Origin of the sequence: Endozoicomonas sp. YOMI1 (assembly GCF_024606345.1) — a bacterium.
Lineage (GTDB): Bacteria > Pseudomonadota > Gammaproteobacteria > Pseudomonadales > Endozoicomonadaceae > Endozoicomonas.
Window position 1 is genome coordinate 1 of the sequence record NZ_JAHHPM010000374.1, and the last position, 5130, is coordinate 5130.

Sequence of the window (5130 nt, forward strand, 5' to 3'; positions counted from 1 at the left end):
CCTGGCCATATCAAAGCACTGCAAGCGATACAGCACTGTCGAACGCCGGCAGCCGCTATGACCTTGTTGGAGTGCAACGGCTGCGAGACACGGGATCAAAAGCCCATGTCCTGCGGGCATCGTCACTGCAACCGCTGTCAGAACACCGATACCAGCGAATGGTTGCAACGGCAAAAACAGAAACATGATCACATATTAATCAGTCCAGGCACCTTCATCATGTAGTCTTCGTCCCCCACCGTTTTTGCGTTTGTTCTTGATACCAGCCTGGGAAAGCCAGGGTCAATTCTTTCTTTTTGCTGGTTTCTGATCAAATCGACACCGATCTGGTTGGGGATGACAAGTATACCTTTTTTATCTAAATCGGCTTTCATGGCGACTATATCGCTTTCATGGCAACTGTCACTGGAGGTTCGCATCTTCCTTTCAATCTCAGCCGGTATGGCCAGATCCTCAAAAATATGGTCTGGAGCTTGTATAGTAGCAATAATCTTATCGTTGATTTTGTCCGCCATTTTACTGAGAAAGCGCTGGTTGGTATTTGGGTTGGAGCGGAGAAAACCTTTGCGGACAGTGGGCATGGGAGCCAATTGCTCTTGCAGGTAGTCCCGAAACAAAGCCAGTTGCCGGGTCGTGCAGGGTGGATCGTCCATCATCTCGAGTTCATCCATATAGGAGTTGATGAGGGTCTTGATTTGCTGACACTGCTCTGAACTATTCTGGGTCGTGAGGGTCAGCTTTTCAGTTGCGGTCTGGATTTTCTCCTCGAGAATTATAAGCTGATCCTTCTTTTGTTTACTCTGTTTGAGGTCAGTGATCTTATGGGGCGAAGACAGGGTGATTTGGCGTTTCTCCAGACCAAAATCTGCCCGCTCATTGGATAATGCATGACCAGCTTCGCCAATTGTTGGATCAATCTCAGCATCTGCTATTTGGGAAATTCGGCCTGCACTGGTGTTTTGAGGTTTTTCACACGCACTCTCGAACGATTCCCGTAACTGCTGGATCATGTAACCGTCGAATAGTTTCCGTCTGTACTTTGTCGTGAACACCAAATGAACAACCAGTTTGTATGGAACAAAGCTCTGGCTATCAAGTTACACAAGAGACCCGGAGATGAAGCCTTGGTCTGAGTCGACAGTGATCAGGATTGGTACAACGGTTTTCAGTATTCTTCATGAAGCTGGATATATAAATGATACACGAAAACCTGTTATTCAACGGGTGCAGCTTGAACCTTCGGTTATTGATTATCTGACCGAGCGCAAAGAGTTCAGTGTGCTCAGCGCTTTGAAGGTGTTTGAACCATGAACAACTTTCAGGACTCCCTTGGTGAACTTTACAACAGAGTAAAGCAAAGAGAGTTTGCTTCAGGTCGCGGTGTTGGGGTTGAAGAACCTTATTTTGTTTTCGATTATGAGCCATTCAGGGAGTTGGAGGTTAGGGATTACTTGCTTGGTACCATCATGCCCAAGTTATCCAAGCGTTCTGACTCTCAAGGTGTTATCCCTGAGACTCTGAACCTGTTTGAGATGGTCATTAATGGGCTCCGTCAGGATGGGTATTTTGAGGGAGCCCTGGAGCTTCAGTTGGCGGAGGGCAACGACGCACTGGTGGATGCGTTGGAAGGAGTAGCCAATGCGGAGTACCTTTCGGATCGTATTTCCGAAGAACTGTCTGAGTCAGACTGTAACCTTTTATTTATACACGGGGTAGGCAGTGCCTGGCCAATGATTTGTATTCACTCTCTCTTGAGTGCTTTGCAATCACGGCTGACTGACATCACTGTAGTGCTCTTTTTTCCGGGTGAATACAACGAAGTGGCGTTCAAACTGTTCAGCATGTTCAGAGAAGAGCATCATTACCGCACCCATCATCTGCTGACATAACCTGCATTGAGTTTACGCTATGGCGGGCTCACGGAATTTTGCCTTGGAGGGCTCTCTTATGGTGATTAAGAGCCTGTTTAAAGACGATATCGATCGCAAGATCAATGATACCGTAAAAGCTGATATAACTGATGACAGAACAGTTTGGCAGGAACTCAAAGAATACGTCGTTACCTCTGAAATCAGCAGGGAGCTCAACCGTTTTTTTGGTAATTTTATTCCTGCTCTCGATAATCCCAGAGATGCTGAAAATGAAAATGGTGTCTGGATAACCGGTTTTTTTGGATCGGGTAAATCGCATTTATTAAAAATTATCAGTTATCTGCTCGGCAATAAACAGGTGACCTATGAGGGTGAAACTAAAGCCCCCTGGGAATTCTTCAAGGACAAGCCTCACTGCGAAGCCATCATCGATAATATCTGGAAGATCAGTCAGTCCAGCGGTCATGCGGTACTGTTCAATGTTGACAGTAAATCGGATGCCAAAAAAGGAAAAGATGCGCTGCTTAAAGTGTTTGTGAATGTTTTCAATGATAAAGTGTGCGGTTATTGCCGGGATTACCCTCACATTGCAGCCATTGAAAGACAGCTGGAAAAAGAAGGGTTATATCAGGCATTTCAGGATGAGTTTGCCCGCACCACCGGTGGTGATCAATGGGTTGAAAAGCGCAAAGGCTATCGCTTCAAAAGTAAAGAAATAGCTCAGGCACTGGGAACGGTTCTTGGTCAGAATCCGGAGATTATGGAGCACTGGCTGAACAACCGGGATGATTCTTTTACATTGAGCCCTGAAAAATTTGCGGAAGATGTGCGTGACTACCTCGATAGTAAAGGCCCTAATGAACGCATCTATTTCATGATGGATGAAATAAGTCAGTTTGTTGGTAAAGATTCCAGCCTGATGCTGAATCTGCAGACAGTGGTAGAAAATCTGGGTTCCTACTGCGGTGGCCGGGCATGGGTCATGGTCACAGCCCAGGAGGATATGAGCGAAGTTATCGGTGGTTTAAGAGACCAGGAAGACAAGGATTTTTCTAAAATTCAGGGCCGCTTTGCTACCCGGATATCACTGGGCAGTACCCGAACCGATGAAGTGATACAGCACCGTTTGCTGGAGAAAAAAGAAGGTCCAGAAGCAGAGCTGAAAGCAATTTATGCAGAAAAGGGCGATATTCTGCGCCACCAGCTGAGTTTTTCTGATGCCAACATGACATTGAAAAACTATCAAAGTGCTGATGAATTCGTAGCTCACTATCCGTTTATTCCTTATCAGTACCGATTGGTTCAGAAAATCTTTGAACGACTGCGCGAAGTGAAAATGACGGGTGGTAAAACCAGTCGTGGTGAGCGTTCATTGCTGGGCGCTTTCCAGGGAGCCGCTACTTCCATCATGAACGATGCGATTGGCGTACTTGCTCCACTCTGGCGCTTCTATGGTGCAATTGAAAACACTCTGAACACCGTTGTTACCAAGACAGTGAGAAATGGTGACGATGTCTTAACCGTTGACCCTTTCGATTCTCAGTTATTGCGGACACTGTTTTTGATTCGTTACGTCGATCAGATTCCCGGCACGGTTAATAACCGGAGCTTCCCCTGTTTGAGTGGGTGATTTTATCGATTCAGCCCACTGGGATACAGATCTAATCCGCCAAGATGAAAGTAGATTGCTGTCTTATATCGCTCTCTGCACCTGTAGCCACAAGCCCTGTTTTTCAGGCTTTGGATTTTACTGTTTATACCCTCTGCACGACCATTATTAGCATTCAGAACGATCGCATTGATAATGCCCCATAAATGTTCCTTGATCATCCTTGCTACCTTCTTGACTGGCTCAAGTCGACACCGCAGGGCCCAGCTCAACCATCGCTTCCAAGCCTTCATAGCCCATGCCCGTGACTTGTAATCCCAAAGTGTCATGGCCAGCTCTCTAATCGCCCATGCCCGGGCGGTTTTTAATTTGGAGCTACGCAGGGGTTCAAAGTCGTCCCATTGCTCAACGGTCATGTTTTCAGGGTTGGTTAACCAATTGTACCGGGTTCCCTTGAGAAGGTTTGAGCCCTGTTTTATAAGGGCTACGTTCTCATCAATACGTACTTTGTTGACGGCTTGCCCAAGAGACTGGGCAACATGAAATTTATCAAAAGCGATGCGTTGATCTGCTTCAGGGACATTCTGTTTAACCGATTTTATATAGGCCTTAGACATATCCATAGTGACACATTCAATGCCTCCTTTTTCCTCATCGGACAGGGTATCAAAGTACTCATTGAGGCTGTCTGCTTTGCGATCATCAGAGACATGAGTGACAACGCCTTCAATGTGATCAGTCACTACGGTCACATACTCATGGCGCTTTTGAAATGAGGTTTCATCGACAGCTATTCTCTTCGGCGGTTTGGTTTTTCTACGCTCCAGGCCTCGTTTAACGGCACGCTGCTGAATACCGTCAATGGCATTCCAACTAAGCCTCATCTGTTGTCCAACAGCCTTAACGGAGGCCTCTTTTAACCAGTCAATAATCAGGGCTTCAAACAGAGCCGTATATCGGGAGCCTGATTCAGCCCAGGGAACCCGGGTTGCTAATACACCATGTTCAGGACAATTAGTACGGGGTACACGGGCAACAAGGATGGTTTTAAATTGGCAGGTATTCAAGTGTCTCCAGCTTTGAATGACATGATCATAACCTGGACAGATGGTGTCACAAACACTGCATTTACAGGCTTTTTTCCCATCGTGTTGGATGAATACCTCTACTTCACCTTCTGAAGTTGAGAGTTCGACATCCTCGACATACCACGGTTTTTTAAGTCCAAGTATTTTGGCATACAGTTGCTTATCACGCATCTCGGCATCCTTGCTCTGAGTGGTTCAGAATATACTAAATCACCCACTCAAAATGAGGAAGAGCCCATGCTTTTGATGCATCATGGCAAAAGCAGATTTTAAAAAGTTAGGAAATGGAATAGGGCTCTTATTAGTACGATGGTATTCTATCCCTTCAAAGCATTCTGATACTTTTTTTATCAAGTACGTGGCACTAAGTTGCCTGACTTGTTTCTGAATGGCTGTACCCATAACCCACCCAACGACACTGGTTTGATAAGAGATTATTTTAGTGGATAAATTGCGCGGGCTCTGTTTTTATTCCACCTCTGGGACTGTTGCGGCTGTGGGGCTTAGTGATTCATCGGGAATTGCTGGTGATAACCTGCATTACCCTGTCATTAATCCAATC

Annotated in this window: 5 protein-coding genes and 1 pseudogene; 4 read left to right on the plus strand and 2 right to left on the minus strand. The window is 45.9% G+C overall.

Annotation, left to right across the window (positions count from 1 at the left end):
* Positions 1-57 precede the first annotated feature (57 nt).
* Positions 58-225 carry a transposase zinc-binding domain-containing protein gene (locus KDK15_RS13285; RefSeq protein WP_373691373.1) on the plus strand — a complete coding sequence of 56 codons (168 nt, stop codon included), beginning with the start codon at positions 58-60 and terminating at the stop codon, positions 223-225.
* 740 nt (positions 226-965) lie between these two features.
* On the opposite strand, the pseudogene KDK15_RS13290 reads toward KDK15_RS13285, so the two are convergent.
* Positions 966-1067, minus strand: a pseudogene (locus KDK15_RS13290) (transposase); the annotation flags it as partial.
* A gap of 1 nt (position 1068) precedes the next feature.
* Here KDK15_RS13290 and KDK15_RS13295 point away from each other — a divergent pair.
* Genes KDK15_RS13295 through brxC form a run of 3 tightly spaced genes read left to right on the plus strand, consistent with a single transcriptional unit; the run spans position 1069 to position 3501 of the window.
* A complete protein-coding gene (locus KDK15_RS13295) occupies positions 1069-1311 on the plus strand; it encodes a BrxA family protein (protein WP_373691372.1) in 243 nt (80 codons plus the stop codon).
* Positions 1308-1889: a DUF1788 domain-containing protein gene (locus KDK15_RS13300; protein WP_257295870.1), complete on the plus strand. Its 582-nt coding sequence runs from the start codon at positions 1308-1310 to the stop codon at positions 1887-1889. Before KDK15_RS13295 ends, KDK15_RS13300 begins: the two co-directional genes overlap by 4 nt.
* A gap of 43 nt (positions 1890-1932) precedes the next feature.
* Positions 1933-3501: a BREX system P-loop protein BrxC gene (brxC, locus tag KDK15_RS13305; RefSeq protein WP_257295871.1), complete on the plus strand. Its 1569-nt coding sequence runs from the start codon at positions 1933-1935 to the stop codon at positions 3499-3501.
* Positions 3502-3503: 2 nt separating this feature from the next.
* On the opposite strand, the gene KDK15_RS13310 is transcribed toward brxC, so the two are convergent.
* On the minus strand, positions 3504-4739 hold the full coding sequence (locus tag KDK15_RS13310; RefSeq protein ID WP_257295872.1) for an ISL3 family transposase: 1236 nt from the start codon (positions 4737-4739) through the stop codon (positions 3504-3506).
* Between the last annotated feature and the right edge of the window lie 391 nt (positions 4740-5130).